The 16075-nt window shown below is 62.0% G+C and carries 18 protein-coding genes; all 18 read right to left on the bottom strand.

Going from position 1 to position 16075, the window contains the following annotated elements:
* Positions 1 to 454: 454 nt before the first annotated feature.
* Positions 455 to 1315, bottom strand: coding sequence for a CsgG/HfaB family protein (locus tag PMI37_RS25725; protein WP_008086664.1), 861 nt, complete (start codon positions 1313 to 1315; stop codon positions 455 to 457).
* A 28-nt stretch (positions 1316 to 1343) separates the two neighbouring features.
* A complete protein-coding gene (locus PMI37_RS25720) occupies positions 1344 to 1775 on the bottom strand; it encodes a curli assembly protein CsgF (protein WP_008086662.1) in 432 nt (143 codons plus the stop codon).
* Entirely contained in the window at positions 1772 to 2164 is a 393-nt protein-coding gene (gene csgE, locus PMI37_RS25715) for a curli production assembly/transport protein CsgE (RefSeq protein ID WP_008086660.1), read from the bottom strand. The genes PMI37_RS25720 and csgE overlap by 4 nt, the downstream gene beginning before the upstream one ends.
* Positions 2161 to 2700, bottom strand: a complete 540-nt coding sequence (locus tag PMI37_RS25710; protein WP_008086659.1) for a type II secretion system protein — start codon at positions 2698 to 2700, stop codon at positions 2161 to 2163. Before PMI37_RS25710 ends, csgE begins: the two co-directional genes overlap by 4 nt.
* Positions 2675 to 3049: a type II secretion system protein gene (locus tag PMI37_RS25705; RefSeq protein ID WP_008086658.1), complete on the bottom strand. Its 375-nt coding sequence runs from the start codon at positions 3047 to 3049 to the stop codon at positions 2675 to 2677. The genes PMI37_RS25710 and PMI37_RS25705 overlap by 26 nt, the downstream gene beginning before the upstream one ends.
* Before the next feature lie 5 nt (positions 3050 to 3054).
* Positions 3055 to 3528, bottom strand: a complete 474-nt coding sequence (locus PMI37_RS25700) for a type II secretion system protein (protein WP_008086657.1) — start codon at positions 3526 to 3528, stop codon at positions 3055 to 3057.
* 2 nt (positions 3529 to 3530) lie between these two features.
* Complete coding sequence (locus tag PMI37_RS25695) at positions 3531 to 5378, bottom strand: secretin N-terminal domain-containing protein (protein WP_008086656.1); 1848 nt, start codon at positions 5376 to 5378, stop codon at positions 3531 to 3533.
* Positions 5375 to 5887: a hypothetical protein gene (locus PMI37_RS25690; protein WP_008086655.1), complete on the bottom strand. Its 513-nt coding sequence runs from the start codon at positions 5885 to 5887 to the stop codon at positions 5375 to 5377. Before PMI37_RS25690 ends, PMI37_RS25695 begins: the two co-directional genes overlap by 4 nt.
* The gene (locus PMI37_RS25685) at positions 5887 to 6435 is read right to left on the bottom strand and encodes a GspMb/PilO family protein (protein WP_008086654.1); all 549 of its coding nucleotides are present in this window, start codon (positions 6433 to 6435) and stop codon (positions 5887 to 5889) included. The genes PMI37_RS25690 and PMI37_RS25685 overlap by 1 nt, the downstream gene beginning before the upstream one ends.
* A complete protein-coding gene (locus PMI37_RS25680; RefSeq protein WP_008086652.1) occupies positions 6422 to 6967 on the bottom strand; it encodes a PilN domain-containing protein in 546 nt (181 codons plus the stop codon). Before PMI37_RS25680 ends, PMI37_RS25685 begins: the two co-directional genes overlap by 14 nt.
* Before the next feature lies 1 nt (position 6968).
* Positions 6969 to 7772 (bottom strand): hypothetical protein, encoded by an 804-nt coding sequence (locus tag PMI37_RS25675; protein WP_008086650.1) that lies wholly within the window; start codon positions 7770 to 7772, stop codon positions 6969 to 6971.
* A complete protein-coding gene (locus PMI37_RS25670) occupies positions 7753 to 9459 on the bottom strand; it encodes a GspE/PulE family protein (protein ID WP_008086648.1) in 1707 nt (568 codons plus the stop codon). Before PMI37_RS25670 ends, PMI37_RS25675 begins: the two co-directional genes overlap by 20 nt.
* 81 nt (positions 9460 to 9540) lie before the next feature.
* Positions 9541 to 10071, bottom strand: a complete 531-nt coding sequence (locus tag PMI37_RS25665; protein WP_008086646.1) for a response regulator — start codon at positions 10069 to 10071, stop codon at positions 9541 to 9543.
* 219 nt (positions 10072 to 10290) lie between these two features.
* A complete protein-coding gene (locus PMI37_RS25660) occupies positions 10291 to 11052 on the bottom strand; it encodes a SurA N-terminal domain-containing protein (RefSeq protein WP_008086644.1) in 762 nt (253 codons plus the stop codon).
* A gap of 15 nt (positions 11053 to 11067) precedes the next feature.
* Positions 11068 to 12618: a cytochrome c/ABC transporter substrate-binding protein gene (locus PMI37_RS25655; protein ID WP_008086643.1), complete on the bottom strand. Its 1551-nt coding sequence runs from the start codon at positions 12616 to 12618 to the stop codon at positions 11068 to 11070.
* 9 nt (positions 12619 to 12627) lie between these two features.
* The gene (locus PMI37_RS25650; RefSeq protein ID WP_008086641.1) at positions 12628 to 13248 is read right to left on the bottom strand and encodes an SCO family protein; all 621 of its coding nucleotides are present in this window, start codon (positions 13246 to 13248) and stop codon (positions 12628 to 12630) included.
* Positions 13245 to 13895, bottom strand: coding sequence for an SCO family protein (locus PMI37_RS25645; RefSeq protein ID WP_008086638.1), 651 nt, complete (start codon positions 13893 to 13895; stop codon positions 13245 to 13247). The genes PMI37_RS25650 and PMI37_RS25645 overlap by 4 nt, the downstream gene beginning before the upstream one ends.
* A gap of 14 nt (positions 13896 to 13909) precedes the next feature.
* Positions 13910 to 15832: a YncE family protein gene (locus PMI37_RS25640; protein ID WP_008086636.1), complete on the bottom strand. Its 1923-nt coding sequence runs from the start codon at positions 15830 to 15832 to the stop codon at positions 13910 to 13912.
* Positions 15833 to 16075: the final 243 nt, after the last annotated feature.

The following is a 16075-nucleotide window of genomic DNA, read 5'->3' as shown; positions in this document are numbered from 1 at the left end:
CGAAGCAAACCGTAGGCGCTGCGCCCGGATCGATCCCGGAGCGAAGGAACCCCGAGCTTTAGCGAGCGGGCCGCACGTAGGAGCAAGCGTTTTTTTGCTTACTTTTTTTAGGCGTTTGTAAAAAAAGTGAGTCGCCGTCAGGGCGAAACCCTAAGCAGCCGTTGCCGCAGGAATGGATATGTACTCAATCAGAAAGAACCCTACCGCCTGACAGAAAGCCTTCGCGAGCAAGCTCGCTCCCACAATTGGAACTGGGTACATCTGCCAGAGATTGGTCGGCTGTAAGGCCGCCATCGCTGGCAAGCCAGCTCCCACAAGGATTTGGGTACATCCGCAATAGCGACTGTGTCTGAGAAATAGCTATCGCGAGCAGGCTCACTCCTACAGGTTTGAACCGGTTTCGACCGAGAGAGCCTGGTCGGCTGTCAGGCCGCCAAGCTCAACAGCAAACACCTCACTCGGCATCCGGATCAATCTTGTTCTGGGTCAAATACCTATTCAGAACATCATCCTGCCCAGGCACAGAAGCGTCCCCCGCCACCTGCCACAAATGCCGCTCAATCCCCTGCGCCACCATATGCCCCACCGCCGCCTCAATCGCCGACAACACACACAACTGCGCCGGCTCATTCGTCGTATACCCAACCTCAGCCTCAAGCAACTTCTTGAACTCGATAAACTTGAAAATCCCCGCACTGCGCGCCACCGAATAAATCGTCTTGCTGGTCATCACATTCGCCAACACCTGCCCGCTACGCACATCCACCGCACGCAAATTCACCGTCACCTGATCCACCCGATACTCACGCTGCAGATCAATCCCCAAATACCGCGCCCCTTCCCCACCGCTACGCACATTGGTGTCATACGCGATGATCCCGCCCTCGAGCATCATGTTCGCCGCCTGCAACGGTGGCAGCTCACCCTGAATATTCACCGGCGTATTTGGCTTCTTCTGCGACGCGCGGATGATCTTCCGCTCGGTCAACAGGTTCTGCAGCCCTTCCCGTTCCAGCACCACAAACCAGCCACTGGCCTGCATCGCGTCCATCAACATCGACGCCGCGCCCTGGGTCACGCTGGTGGAAAACGAACTCGCCGGCGTCGGCTTGTACTGCCCGGTCTGGTCACGGAAGCCGTACACCACCGCCATCAACCGGCCCTTGGGTCGCGGCATTTTCAGCAAGTCGTAATAAGTCGAGGCCCTGGGGGTCAGGGTCGGGGTTTCGGTGTCCTGCTCGGCCGACATCGGCTCACGCAGACTGCACCCTTGTAATGTCGCCAACAGCAGCCCTAACGCGATGATCTTTTTCATGTCCGTTCTCCCCGGAACCGTCAGCCCGTCATGGGTTGAGGCCGTTCACCTGAATTTCCGAAACCTCACCGGTCGCTCGATCGGTCACTTCAATGCTCAGTGCCCCGGAGTCGTCGATGACGTTGACGATAAAAGAGTCGGTGGACAGGCTCCCCGTGTTGCCGGTGGAGATGTTGTCCAGCAACTGCCCTAGCAGCCGCGATTGCAATTGACTGGTGAAGCGCTCCAGCGCCGAGGTGCCGGCCACGGTCGAACGGCTTTTCAAATCCGGATCGTCGTGATCGTTTTGCGCCTGCGCGTTGTTGAGCAACCAGGTGCCGTTGAGCGGGTTGCCGCCGAACGACGGGTTGACCGGCGTGTAGACCAGTTCAGTGGCCTGGACAGCGGCAGCGCTGGCGAGCCCGATCAACAACCCCGAGATCCACAATCCGCTGCGCCGTGAGAACGTTTTGCTGTTCATAGTTCGTCCTTCTCAAGGTCGGTGGTGTCCTGCAACAGAGCCTCCAGCTTGCGCTGGACAACCTGGCGTCGAACCCAGTCAGCGGCCGCGTAGGCCTCGTCCTTCAGTTCCACGGTGTTCGGCGGCAGGAAGCGCCGATAAACCAGGCGTTGCTGATATTCCACGGTCACCAGGCTGCCCCAGCGCGCGTCGGGCCGCTCGCGCACCACCAGGTTGAAATCCATCGGGCTGGTGTCGCGCAAGCGTTCACTGAACGAGTAATAAAAGTCGTGGCCGATGTGCGAGATCGTGTCGTCGACGATGAAGCCCATCATTTCGTCTTCTTCACCGGCGCTGGCGCAGCACGCCACAGCGGTAAGGATCAGCGCGCACCACCATTGGCGAGTCATGGCTGCAACGCCTGCGGCAAATTCGACTGGCCTTTGGCCGGGCCATTGGTGCCTTCGAGGAAGGCTTTTTCAGCGACGAACTGCCAATCGGAATAACGCTGCATGCCATCGAAATCCGACCACTGCGTCGGGAAGTCCGCCTGCTTCAAAGGCAGCTCGGTCGACGGGCTGTTGAGGCCGGTGATGCGTCCGTCAAAACCGCGTTGCAGCGCCCATTCACCCTGACCGATCGGATCCGGATAGAGCTGACGCAAGTGATGCTTAGCCTCAGGAAAACGCTGATCGTCGAGCAGGTCTTCAAGCTCTTTCGGGTACTGCGCCAGCCCCGGCGAGCTGCGGTAGTAGCTGCGCAGCGCCTGTGCGTATTGGGTGCCGACCCAGAGCAACTGACGCTCGCGGTCGCGGCGTGAAGCGGTCGACCACAACTCGCCGGCACTGGCCAGGCCCATGCCCATCACCACAATCAGGAACAGCACGCCCAGGTAAGTGAAACCACCCTGCTGCGCACGGTTACCACTCGGAATACTGGCTGCCATCACGCGCCCTCCCGGTAGCACCGCTTTTGATGTCGGCCACGCCGCCAGCCACACCGTCCGGTGGCGCGATCAGCACCCACTGGTCTTTGCGTTCGGTGATCGGATCGAGAGGCGCATTGCGCAGGTAACGTTGCTCGATCAGTTGCTCAATGGAATCCGGATAACGACCGGTATCCCCGTAGAAATGATCCAGCGCCTCACGCATCGCCGACAGGCTCTGGCGCAGCGTGATTTCCTTCGACGCTTCGAGGCTGTTGAAGTAGCGCGGCAGCGCGATGGTCATCAGCGTGGCGATGATCGCCATTACCACCATCAGCTCCAGCAAGGTAAAACCTTTTTCCCGACGCATGAGGTTCACCACTCGCGATAGGCGATGCCGTTGAGGCCCTTGCCACGGGCGTGGGAATAGACGTCGAACACGTCCTCGCCATCGCGCGGGTTCTGAGCCGAACTGTTGTAGGCGCGCACGCCCCAACCCCCTTCGTCATCACGTTTGGCCGTCACCAGCGGATCGCGCGGGATGCGGCGTAAAAAGTAGAACTTGGCGCCCTTCGCGCTGCGCACATCGCGCACGCCTTCGACCAGCACTTTCAGGTTCGGCGGGTAGCCGCTGCTGTTCAGCGACTTCTCGATGTAACCGGCATCGAAGGCACGTTTGTAGGCGTCGATACCATCGCGAATCTGGTACAGCGCATTGCGCAATTCCTGCTCCTTGCCACGCCGCACCAGGGTCTCGGTCAGTGGCGCGGCCATGCTCGCCAACAGGCCGATCAGGGCCAGCGTCACCACGACTTCGATCAGGGTGAAACCGCGTTGGGAGGCGTTCATGATCAAGGCTTCTCGACGGTGACGCGGGTGGTGGCCACGGCCGATTCACCGACGGCACGCGGCTGCGCGGCCGGTGACGGCATCACGTAGCTCTGCGAACGATCCGGTGCCTGGATGTGCATGCTGGTTTCGGTGCCGGTGGAGAACTCCATGTCCGACGGGCTCTGATACGGCAGGTTGCGCACGATCCGTGGGGTGATCGACAGCACCAGTTCGGATTTGCCGATGGTGTCTTTGTTGCTGCCGAACAAGCGGCCCAGCCCGGGAATGTCGCCGAGGCCCGGAATCTTGTTGCCGGTAGCACCGTGATCGTTGCGCACCAGTCCGGCGAGGATCTGCGTTTCGCCGTCGTGCAAACGCAGCGAGGTTTGCGCGTTGCGGGTATCGACCTGCACCGGGATCGTGCCTTGGCGGGTCGGTTCCAGCGGCGTGGCGTTACTCACTTCCAGCGCGATCTTGATCGCCACTTCGTTGTTCAGGTGCACGGTGGGCGTCACTTCGAGCTTCAGACCGACATCCAGATAGGTCACGCTTTCAGTGATCACCGGGCCCTGCGTCGACGGCACCGAGGTGGCGCTGATGATCGGCACGCGCTGACCGATGTGAATGCGCGCCTGCTCGCGGTTGCTGACGCGAATCACCGGGCTGGCGAGGGTGTTGATGTCGTTGTCCTGCGCGTTGATCTTGGCTTGCGGCGACGGGCCAATGGAGATGCGGTCAGAGTTGATGCCCTTGAGTTGGCCCAACAGCGTCACCGGCGAACCATCGGAGTTGACCACGCCGAAGGTGCTCGGCCATTGCAGGCCAAGGTCGAGAATGCGCTGGGTGGCGACTTCCATCACTTCCACTTCGAGCACCACTTCCGGGTTGGACTGGTCTTGCGATTGCAGGAGTTTCTCGGCCATGCGCACGGCGTCTTCGGTGTCGCGCATGGTCAGGGTATTGAGGCGTTCGTCGACGAACACGTCGCGGGTCTTGAGCATGGTTTTCACCATGTTCAGCGCGGTGTTGGCGTCGATGCTGGTCAGGTAGAAAGTGCGCATCACCAGTTCCTGGTAATCCTTCACTTTCTGCGGCGAATCCGGGTAGATCAGCAAGGTGTTTTCGTTCACCACTTTCTGGTGCAACTGGTTCTGTTGCAGCAGCAGGGTCACGGCGTCTTCGATGCGCACGTCACGCACAAAGATCGTCGCTTTCATGTCCGGGCGCAGGTCTTTGTCGAAGATAAAATTCAGACCAGCGACCTGCGACAGCACTTCGAAAATGGTCTTGAGGTTGGCGTCGCGAAATTCCAGGGTTACCGGGCGATCAAGCTTGGTGCGCAGTTGCGGATAGGCAATCACGTTGCGGCTCTGCACCAGACGAATGTTGCCTTGCAGCTCCAGCGCACCGTCGTTGTTCGGGTCGAGTTCGAGGATCTGTTTGACCTGACGATCGGCGCCATAAATATCGCCGCGACGCAGGTCGCCACGGGCCAGCTCGAGTTTTTCGTCCATGCTGCGCAGGTAATCCATCTGCTTCAGGGCATCCTGAGCGCGGCGGTTGTTCGGCTCGATGGTCAGCACTCGTGCGTAAGCGATACGTGCCGAGGCGAAGTCGCGACGCGAGCGATCGGTGTCGCCGGAAGTCAGCAGTGCGGTGATCGCTTTGGCTCGGCCGCTGTTGAGCAGCAAGTGCAATTCGGTGTCGCGAGGATTTTCACGCAGACCTTCCTCGATACGGGCCAGGCCCGCCTCGTACTGACCCTGCTCAATCAGGTCGGCGGCTTCCTTGTTGGCCACTTGTGCAGAACTGCACGCGGCCAGCCCGGCACACAGGCCCAGGCTCATCAGCAAACGGGAACGGTTCATTGCGTACTCCCCACAGACAGGGTCTGCGACAAATGCAAAGGCAGGTAGACCAGGCTCAATTCCACATCGGAAATGCCGGTGATCTTCCAGGTGTCGTCGATCACATCCCCGTTGCGCACGACGTAGATTTTTTCGCCGTTCTGCAAAAACACTTGCAGGTCACTGCGGTCGTGCAGCCTGCCGACGAACTGAAACGGCACCGGTGGCAGGCTCGGGGCTTGCACCACTGTTGCGGGATTGACGGCAATTTCGGTGACCGTGGCCAGGGTTGGCGCGGCCTTCCAGCTCTTGGCGGCGAACAGATCGCCGGCCGGGCTCAGGTCCTTGATCGGCGCGTCTTTGGCCTTGGCACTGCTGGCTGGCAGCGCACCACGGGTTTTCCCCGGTGTGGCGACGGCCACTTCATTGGAATCGACGTCTTCGCTTGGCGAGAAATACGCCGGCAACCACGCCAGCGCGGCCGCTACGCCGAAGAACGCCAACCAACCTGTCACGCGCTTGGTATTCATCACGACCTCGACAGGTAAAGGGTCATACGGATCCGGCCATTGAGGTCGGTGTCGCCAATTTTCTTGCGTTGCAACTCGAGGTCTTCCACCACCACCGCTGGCAACTGGCCGAGCAAGGCGTGCACAAAGCGGCGCAGTTGCGGGTAGCTGCCGCGCACTGGCAGAAGGATCTGATAGCGCGCCAGATGGGTTTTCGGGTCGACGCCGAGGGCATATTCGCCACGCGCCAGAGTGATGTGCTCTTGCGCTGCGAGGGCGTAGATGCGGTCGATGGCGACGGTGGCTTGCGGCTGCGCCGGCAGTTTGTTGCGGAAGTCGTCGAGCTGACGTTGCGGCACCACCGGCGGCGCGATGCTGCCGTCTTCAACCTTGGCCAGGTACGCGGTGGCTTCCTGAGTCTGCTGGCTGAGGTGCTGCAACGATTGCCAGCCCGGCAGCAAGCCACCGAGTGCCCAAGCCACGGCGACCAGCAGCAGCGCCAGCCCGGCCAGGCCTGGAATGCCGAGGCCTTGCAGGTATTCGTGGACGATCAGTCTAGGGATTCGCATCGCCCATCTCCCAAGTCGCCGACAGGTTGAATTGCACCGGTTGTTCCGGCGATTTGACGACGATCTCGTGGCTCAACAGCGAGACGTCGGACAGCTCGTCGCTGGCTTCCAGACGTTTGTGGAAGTCGAGCATCGCTTGCAGATCCCGCGCTTCAGCGCTGATGCGGACCTGGCCTTTGCGCGCATCCGGGGTCAGGCTGAGCAGTGCGACGTCATCGCGCGGCATCGCTTCGAGCATGGCGAACAGGCGTTCCCACGGCCGGCGCAGTTGCTGCGAGACCTTGCGCATCTCGGCGAGGTTTTGTGCCTGCTCGCGGGTTTCCGCCGGGCTCAGGGTGGACTTGGCGCCGTTGTCGCCGGTGAGCTGGCGCTGAGTGGTTTGCAGGTGGCCCTGTTGCTGTTCGGTGTGCGCGTCGAGGTGCTGTTGCACGCCAAAGCACAGCAGCGCCAGCAGCACTCCGCCGCCGAGCAAACTCCAACCCAACGGGCCGGAACGTGGACGCGGCTGAAAATCGAGGTTAAGGGCGCGCATGTCAAGCCACCGCCCGGGACATGACGTACAAGCCGTCACGCACAGTCATCGAGGCGTCTTCAAGGGTGCGCAACTGCACACCCGCCACGTCCGGATGCGCATCGAGGCGCGCCGGCGCATGCAGATAAACGTTGAAGGCGCGTTCGCTGGTCGAGGCTTGCAGCTGCCGTTCGCGACCGATCAATGCGCTGAGTGCCACATCACTGTCACTGCCGCCCACCGAACGCACGCCAGCCCAGCGCCCTTCCCTCGCCAGCAACAACACACTGCGTTGCGGCTCGGCGACGACGAACAGGAAGTCGCCGGCATCGAGGCTTTTGTCGAAGCGGTTGAACGCCGCCATCAGGTACGGCTGCACCGAGCGCAGGCGCAAACCGCGACCGCTGACCAGCACCCGCAAGCGTTCAAGCAAGTCTTGCGGCAAAGCGCTGGCGATGCGGTCGTAACCGGCTGGTTCGGCGGACAACACCAGACTCCACGGCTGGGTTGGTGCACCGAACAGGTCTTCGAAACACAGTTGGGCGAAACCACGCAGTTCTTCCGGGCTGCTGATCTGCGCGCTCCACGGCACCAGGCAGAAGCGGCTGAAGTGCCCGGAGATAATCACGCTCAATTCGGCACCGGCGCGGGCGTGTTCACCGAGCAGGCGATCGAGGGTGTCCAGCGCCACCGCGTAGCTCTGGAAGCCTTCGTCGATGTAACCGACGCTGCCCAGCCACAGGGTGTCGCTGCCACGCCGCTGCCCCAAGCCAACACCGCTGGCGCCGAGCACGGCGACAAAACGCTCACGAGATAAATGTGACACGGTTGATCTCCTCCAGCGTGGTGCGACCTTGTTCCACCAGCTCCAGCGCCGATTCACGCAGCAGGCGCAAACCACGGGCGCAGGCCAGGGCTTTGATTTGTTTGATCGGTTGGCGCTCGACGATCATCTGGCGCAGCTCGTCGTCGAGGTGCAGCAACTCGGCAATCGCCGTGCGCCCGCGATAACCGCTGCCCCGGCAATGGCCGCAGCCCTTGCCGTGAACGAAGTGGTAATGGTCGACTTTCTGCGGATCGAGGCCGGAGGCGCGCAGCTCTTCATCGCTCGGATTGACCGGCGCGCTGCAACTGGCGCACACCAGCCGGATCAGGCGCTGGGCGAGAATCGCGTTGAGCGCCGAGACCAGGCTGTACGGGTCGATTTCCATTTGGGTGAAGCGACCAATCACGTCGAAGACGTTGTTGGCGTGGATGGTGGTGAACACCAGGTGACCAGTGAGCGCCGATTGCACGGCGATCTGTGCGGTGTCCGGGTCACGGATTTCGCCGACCATGATCTTGTCCGGGTCGTGGCGCAGTATTGAGCGCAAGCCGCGGGCGAAGGTCAGGCCTTTTTTCTCGTTGACCGGGATTTGCAGCACCCCCGGCAACTGATATTCGACCGGGTCTTCGATGGTGATGATCTTGTCCACGCCGTGGTTGATCTCGGTGATCATCGCGTACAGCGTGGTGGTCTTGCCGCTGCCGGTCGGGCCGGTGACCAGCACCATGCCGTAGGGTTCGGCGGCGAGGCGGCGCAACTGGCGCAGGGTTTCATCTTCAAAGCCCAGCGCCTGCAATTGCACGCCGCAGACCTTATCGGCCAGATCCTGTTTGTCGAGTACCCGCAGCACCGCGTCTTCGCCGAAGATGCTCGGCATGATCGACACGCGAAAGTCGATCTGACGGCCACTGATGCCGATTTTGAAGCGACCGTCCTGCGGCACGCGTTTCTCGCCGATGTCCAGTTCGGCCATGACCTTGACCCGCGAGATCACCTGCTCGGAGAACTCCGTCCCCTGGACTTTGCTGATGTTGTTGAGCACGCCGTCAATGCGGTACTTGATCACCAGACCGTTGCCGGTGGTGCCGAGGTGGATGTCGCTGGCGTGCATTTTCAGCGCGTCGTAGAGGGTCGAGTTGACCAGTTTCACCACGCTGCTGGCATCTTCGCTGATGCTGGTCAGCGACAGGCTTTGCAGGGTGTCGATCTCGTGGTGGGTGTCGCCTTGGGCGTTGAGCGATTCGACGGCGTGGAAGCTTTCTTCGTGGCGGGCCAGATAGGCCTTGAGGTCATCGGCGTGGACCAGATGCAGCGGCGCGCCGTGCAGGCAGTCGTCGATCCAGGCCAGCCGCGCCGGGTCGAAGGGGTCGGCAAACACACCGATGACTTCGTCGTTGTGGCGCAGCAGGATGAATTCACGTTTCAGGCATTGTGCGAGGGTGACCCGGTCAAACACCGGCGTCGCTTGAAACAGGCTGTCGGTGTCGAGCACCGGGTAATGCAGGGTGGCGCCGAGGGTGTGAATGAACGGCATCGGCGCCAGTTCACAGAGTACGCCGAGGGCTTCAAGCACGCGTTCGCCAGAGGTGGCGGCCCGCGCCCGGGCCTGGGCAAGCTGTTCACTGGAAAAGCGCGCGGGGGCGCTTTCGGCCAACAGCGGTTCGACGACAACGGACAGACGTTCCATGGCTTGCTCTCCAACCGGGGCTCAGAGCCCTGTCGGCGCGGCAAACCTTGGCGGCAAGTGCCGGAACGTCTGTTCGCGCCATTACTCCCCGGTGAGCATTTGATCGTCGTCCGGTGCCATGGCGTGCAACTGTCGTCGCCGATCCGCCAACACCCAACTGCCATCGTACAACTGCAACGGGAAGCTCTCGGTCCTGCTCTGGCGTCGTTCGACAAAGCCCTCGGAAGGGCTCGCACCGGGTTTCGCTTCACGCTTGATGCCAAGAAGGTCGCAGACCGCTCGGGCCAGTTCCGCCAATGGAAACGGTTTGAACAGGATGTGGCTGACCCCCAGTTGCCGCGCCCGCTCACAGACTTCAGCGGTCGGGTGACCCGTTATCAGCACAAAATGGCACGTCCTGTTCTGGCGGACTGCGTCGAGCACCTCAAAGCCTTCCATATCGGGCAAGCGGTAATCGAACACCAGCACGTCGGGGGCAAAGGTTTCGGCCAGGCCGATCGCCGTCGCTCCGTCATGTGCAATCCGGACGTCCAGCCCCTGCGCCGACAGATAATCCTGAAGGTTTTGTGCAAGCAGCTGTTCGTCTTCGACAACCAGTACTTTGTTAACCAAGGTCGACTCCTTGAAACAGCAGGTCCGATGACCCCGCCCTGAGAGTGCGCCTTACACGTGGTAACGCACACTTCATGCCAGGCTGAGTGCCGGTAATTTTATCTCTTCATGTCCTTGAAATTAATGACAATGCCCGCTCGTCCCGGTACCCCGTTCCCCAGAAACGGGGAAGCACCTGAATGGGCATCGAAGCCATTCCCCACTATTGGGGGGGAACCTTCAATCGTCGTCAATTCGTTCGATCCTGTTCTGCACCCGTAATTGCGCGAGCACCTGACGACGAGCCTGGGTCTGTTGCTGTCGGGCGAGCTGTGCCCTGACTGTATCCAGCCCCTGCAAATCTGGGACATCGGCGGCCTCCAAGAGGTTCGGCAAATAAATCAGGTGCCAGCCGAACGGTGAACGTAGCGGTTGGCTGGCAAACGTTGCGCCGTCGACTATCGAGGCGCGCATTTGCATCAAGCGTAGACGCGCCGCAGCATCTGTGGCGGCATCGGCGTGCGCGGGTACGCGGATCAGTTGATGCCGAGGTTGCAAAGTGTTCGCCCGGATCAACTCGGCGAACACCTGCTGCGCCGCCAGTTCGCGGCGGGTGTACTCGGTGAAGGAAGCCTCGTCGAAACCGGCGTCCTGCAAGCGGCGGAGGAATTTGTCCGTGCCGCCGATGGCGCTGCGGGTTTGCTCAACCTGCTGAAGCACCCTGTGCGGGTCGATCTGCACCCCGCGTTTCTGCGACTCTTGCCACAGCAGCTCCTTGTCGATCAGCGTTTGCAGCGCTGTTTGGCGCAGCTGTTTGTAAGCTTTTGGATTGCGAATGCTCGCCACGGCGCGGCCCTGATCTTCCAGGTATTCGGCGAAGAAGCGCTCGAAACGAAACCCGGAGATTTCCTCGCCGTTGACCCGCGCCACGGCCGCTTCGTTGTTGGCCCACGCCAGTGGCAGCCAACAGCTCAGCAGCAAGATCAGCGTTGTGCGTTTCATGATCGGGCCCTCCGTTCAGGGGCTGGCAACAATCGGTTTATAGGGCGCGACCAGATAGAAACGCTGATCGGGCAAATCCACGGTGACCACATGGGCGCCGCTCAAGCCCAGGCGTCGGCCGGGGCCGAAACTCAGGCGCGGGGTCAGGCCGGTGTCGAAGTCATGCAGGCCTTCCAGCGCCGCCACCAGTTTCTCGCGGCTGGCGTCGCGGCCGGCCTGTTTCATGCCTTCGCTGAGCAGCAGCATCGAGGCGTAGGCGCCGACTTGCAGCACCGCGTGCTGGGCGCCAAGGCCCTGACCTTCGCGCAGCAGCGTCAGGGCCATGCGCCCGGTTTGGGTCCAGTCGCTGGGCACGAATGGATAAGCAAGAAACACCCGCCGGGAAAATCCCTCCGGCACTTGCAGCAACTCACCCGCAACCTGGCTCGAAGCGGCGAACAGATACGGCACTTGCCCGGCGCTTTGCAGCCTCGTTGCCAGACGCCCGAAACCGCCACCATTGCCCAGATAAAACACCGAGCGCGAGCCCAACGGCAGCGCCTCCGCCGCCGGGTCGTAGGCTTGCAGATGGACTTTCTGCCAGCCGTGTTCCTGCAAGTATCCAGCGAGGGTGGTGGCCGCTTGCGCCTGCAACGGGTCGTCCGGATAGGCAATCAGCGTCGGCCCTTGCAGCACGCGCAGGCTGGCCGTGGCGTAGTCGGCCAAGGCGATCAGTTGCTCGCGCAGGCCCGGCAACGGCTCGAAAATCTGCGGACTGGCCTGCATCGAGCCGAGCAACGACAGCGCGCCGATGAGCGGCACACCGGCCTGTTCCAGACGCATTCCCAGTTCGCTGTCGAGGGCCGGCGCCAGCGGCGCGATCAATGCGAACACTTGTTCTTGCTCGATCAACTGCTGCAGGGCTTGCTCGGCGCTGGCGCGATCCGGGCCGGGATCGATCACCGTCAGGCGCAGTTGCCGGCCGTGTATGCCTCCGGCCTGATTGATCCGCGCAACACTGCCATTGAGCACCGCTGCCACGGTCATGCCCTCCTCGGCCAACGGCCCTTGGCTGGGCAGCAAGGTGCCGAGGTGCAAGGTTTGCGCCTCAAGGCCGGGATCACGCTCATCGGCCAGGCGTTTGAGATAGGCGGTGAGGTTGCGCTGATCCTTCATCGACAGCACAAAGCGCGGCATGCTCGGGTCGAGACGATTGTGGCCGGGATCGCGGCCCTGCTGAATCACCGTCGCCAGCGTGTTTTCTGTGTAGGCCGGATAACTGCGGCCGTTGACCTGCTGCTGGCCGTAGGTGCTGGTCAGTCGTGCCCAGTTCAGCGGCGGCGGACGTAAGCCGCCTTCGGGCCGACCGAGGCCGTCGGCGCCGTGACAGTTCGCGCACGGCAGGCTGGTCGCCGGCAGCAACACATCTGCCGCACCGACCCGCGCCATGATCGCCTCGCCACTGGCCGACAAGCCCTGACGGTACAGGCGCTTGCCCGCCGCCTCTTCCGGGGTCAGCGGCGCAGCACCCGCGCCAAGGCTGAGGCCAGCGAGCAGGATCAGGGCGAGTACGCCGCAGCGGTTCATGGCGCGGGCTCAGCGACCGGCCACGGGCATTGTCAGCAACTGCAAGCGCTGGGCAATGGCGGCGGCCGGGGCGTCGGGGCGAATTTTGCTCCAGCGTTTGTTGGCGACATCGCCGACGATCAACTGCGTCGAGTGCTGCTCGGGCGTCGGCACGATCTGGCCGATGCGACTCAGCACCAGATCCATCTGCGCCTTGTCGCCGGTGAGAAAAAGCCAATGAGGGTCATCGGAACCCTGCTTCAAGGTGTAAGCCTTGAGCACCGCCGGCGTGTCGCGCAGCGGGTCACTGGTAAGGGAAATGAAGGTGATGTCCGGCGCCTTGTCGCCCAACAGCTCGCGGACTTCCTTGAGCTTTTGCGTGATCAGCGGGCAGGCATCGTTGCAACTGGTGAAGATCACGTTGAGCAGAACGATGCGGTTTTGCAGCGCGTCGCTGTAGAAGCGCAACGTCTCGCCGTTCTGATCCTGCAACGGCGTGTCGGTGAACCAGGTTTGCGCGTCATGGGTGCCTTTGGCCGGTGCAGCGGCAACCGTTGTCGGGGCTTCGGGGACATGGCCTTCGTGAGCAAACGCGACGGTACTGAAGATCCAGAAACATATGGTCAGGGAGATCCAGTCGAGCAGTCTCATGGCTGTTGCTCCATGGCGATGGCGGTGTGTTTGGCGTGGGTGCGCAGGCCGCTGAGTTTTTCCACTTCCTTGGCCAGCAACGCCGGGTCGGTGAAGCCGTAGTAGCGCATCCAGTGGCGGCTGTCGCCGTCGCCGACGAGGATCAGCGGTTGATGACTCTTCAGGTCACCGCTGAAACTGCCGAGGCCCTTGAGGGTTTCATTGATCGATTGCGGCGAGCCGGTCAGCCAACTCCAGCCCGGCCCGCGCTGGAAGGTACGGGCATAATCCTGCAGGCGTTTCGGGTCGTCGCGCTGTGGGTCGATGCTGATCGACACCAGTTGCACTTCCTCGCCGACCCGCGCGCCGAGCTGTTTCTGCACCTTGCCCATGATCGACGAGACCACCGGGCAGACCGTGGTGCAACTGGTGTAGATGAAGCTCATGACGACGATTTTGCCCTGTACCAGGTCTTGTTCGAGGCGCACGGTTTTGCCGTTCTGGTCGAGCAGCGGCACGTTGGCGAATTTCACCTGGGTATGTTCTTGAGTGCTGCTGGCGGGGGCTTTGTGCCCGGCGTGTTCGTCCGCCGAATGGGCGTTGGCGTGTTGAACGCCGAGGCTCAACAGGCACAGGGTCAGCAGGCCAGTGGATGCAAATCGGTTCATGTCGAAACTCCTCTTCAACGGGCCTGGCCGGGGGCTACCCGAACACTGGCAAAGGTCTTGTCATCGAAAGCGGCGCCCAGCGATGCCGCGCGCACATGCAGGTACCAGGCGCCGCTGCGGTCGAGGGTGATCGGTGCTTCGTACACGCCGTCGGCAACTTCCAGCGCCGCCACTTCACGCGGGTGCGAGGTGGGCGCGAGGTAGTAGCGCAGTTGCACGTCTTTGACGCCGCTGCGTTGGCTTTTGTCTTTGCCCTGAACGATGCGGAAGCGCACGACGTAGGGGTCGTTGAGCGCTACGGCAGTCTTGTCGAGGAGGAACTCGACTTTCGGCTGGCCGAGGTGTTTTGGCTGTTTGCCGTCGCTATCAATCTGCGCGGTAAAGCAGTGAATGATGTTCGGTTGATTGAGCAGGAACGCCACGTCGAAACGCCCCGCTAGCGGCAGTTTCACCCGTGCGCTGTACAGGCCCGGCGAGACTTCGCGCAGACTGCGATCGATGACCATGGCGGCACGCGCGATCTGGCCACGGTTGGGGTAACCGGACATCGGCGCGTTCATGCCTTCGGCGTAGAAGTAGGTGGTGTTGTCCACCGGGTTAACCACGAACACCGCGTTGTCATCGCGCGATACGGCGAGGCTGGAGGCCAGCGGCAAATTCCCGGCCAGGCGCGGTGCTTGCGGGCCGGCTTCGAAACCCTGGCTGATCGGCTGGCGACCTTCGCCGAGCGAGGACAGGTTGATCATGGTGACTTTTGGCGAGGCGAGCCCGCGGATGTAGGCATAGGCCTGGGTGAACACCACTTGGTAGGGTTCGGCGCTGACGTCCAGATCATGGATGGCGCTGTTAGTGGCGGCGTCGATGATGGTGGCGCGGTTTTCCACGGTGTTGAGCACCACGCCGAAGCGGCCGTCGGCGCTGAAGCCCATCGGGCCGAGGCCTTGTTGCAGTTTGATCACCCGGCGAATGGCGTGGGTGTCGGCGTCGATCACGGTGACGGTGCCGTCCTTGCCATCGGCCACGTAGACCGCGCCGGACAGCGCCGAGTAGGCGACTGACAGAGGATGGGAGCCGGTTTTGATCTGCTGGACGATGTTCAGGCTGGCAACGTCGACCACGCTGACGGTGCCGTCGTCGCGGTTGCTGACGAAGGCGAAGCGGCTGTCTTTGCTGAAGGTGATTTCGTGGTGGCCGCGTCCGGTCTGTAAATGTTTGAGGGATTTGAGGCTTTGGGCGTCGATCACGGTGACGCCGGAGTCTTCGGTTTTGCTCGCGTTGTTGCCGACCCAGAGCAGGCGTTCGTCCGGTTGCAGGGCGACGCGAAACGGTTGGCTGCCGGCGCTGATCGAGTCGATGACTTTGAATTGTTCACTGTCGATCACTGCCACTTCACCGGCTGTCGGCATCGAGACGAATACGCGTTTGTTGTCTTTGGGCGTGACCCAATCCATCGGCGGTTGCTTGAGTTCGATCCGCGCGAGGGTGCTGGTGATGCCGCCTACGGACACTGATGGATCGACCACGGCGATGCTCGCGTCGCGGTTCATCACCAGCAGGAAATAGCTGTTGAGGTCGAGCAACGGCCGCGCGCCGATGTTGGACTTGAGGAACACGCCGACCCGGGCTTTGCAGCTCTGGTCACGGCCCTGGGCCTTATCGGCAGCGAGGGTTTGCGGATCGACCCAGGCACCGGGTGCCACGCCGGACAGCGGCTGACCGGATGCGCTGTCGCGGATGCGGAACTGCACATCGGCGAACTCGCCTTCACGCAGTTTGCCGTCGGCGGCCAGTGGCTTGAGATCGAAATCCACCGCCACACCGTCACGGTTCAGCGTCTGACCCGCGCCGGTTTGCGCCAACGCAATTTCACTCAGCGTCAGCAACGCCCCGGCCATGGCCAGCGTGCAAATCCCGATGATGTTGATGATCCTGTTCATACCACCCTCCCCTACGCATTCCAGCCAAACGACGCGATCCCTGCTCGCGATGGCGTCATCCGCCTCACCGTCCGAAACCGAGTTGTCCCGATCGCGAGCAGGCTCACTCCTGCATGAGATTTGCATTCATCTCACCTATCTCGCTACCAACCACAGCCCCTGTGGGAGCTGGCTTGCCAGCGATGGCGTCCTTCCAGTCACATCAATGGCGCCTGTGCCGACCTCATCGCTGGCAAGTCGAAT

The organism is Pseudomonas sp. GM80 (assembly GCF_000282515.1).
Classification (GTDB): Bacteria; Pseudomonadota; Gammaproteobacteria; order Pseudomonadales; family Pseudomonadaceae; genus Aquipseudomonas.
The sequence above is the reverse complement of the archived record's forward strand: the minus strand, read 5'-3'. Positions and strand labels throughout refer to the sequence as shown.